We start from the raw sequence: 405 nt of genomic DNA on the forward strand, positions 1-405 counted from the left end.
TTTCCGCTTTGATACAAAACCCTGTGTGATGAAAGCCGCTAATCCGGTCTTGCCTGCGCCTGTCGGGGCATACACCATGAAAGAATTAAAACCCTTCCACTCCTGACGCAGCATGTTTAGTGCGCGTTCCTGTGCAAAGTTGGGGGTAATGGTTAGCATCCTTTCGCCCCCTGTTTATTTTTCTGCGCTACCGTGCGATACTTTGCCGCAGGTAACTCTTCGTTGGTGCCGACCGCAAGAACCGAATCAGTTCTACCGTCCAAAGTGTCGCTGTTCGGTTTCTTGCTCCCCGCTGCATTTCCCTTCTTAGTACTACAGCCGTAATCATCCCAAAATTAACGTGTTATCTGATAATCAATAAACTGAGAAACCGTATCATTTCAAGCTGTTCTACGGGCATATTTC

Annotated in this window: 1 protein-coding gene; it reads right to left on the reverse strand. The window is 47.7% G+C overall.

All coding sequences use genetic code 11. The features are described from left to right. Positions 1 to 159: DEAD/DEAH box helicase family protein (locus tag Xvie_RS23520; RefSeq protein ID WP_339373920.1), on the reverse strand; the 159-nt coding region annotated here is incomplete at its 3' end. Positions 160 to 405: the final 246 nt, after the last annotated feature.

It is taken from the genome of Xenorhabdus vietnamensis, assembly GCF_002127535.1.
Taxonomy (GTDB): domain Bacteria; phylum Pseudomonadota; class Gammaproteobacteria; order Enterobacterales; family Enterobacteriaceae; genus Xenorhabdus; species Xenorhabdus vietnamensis.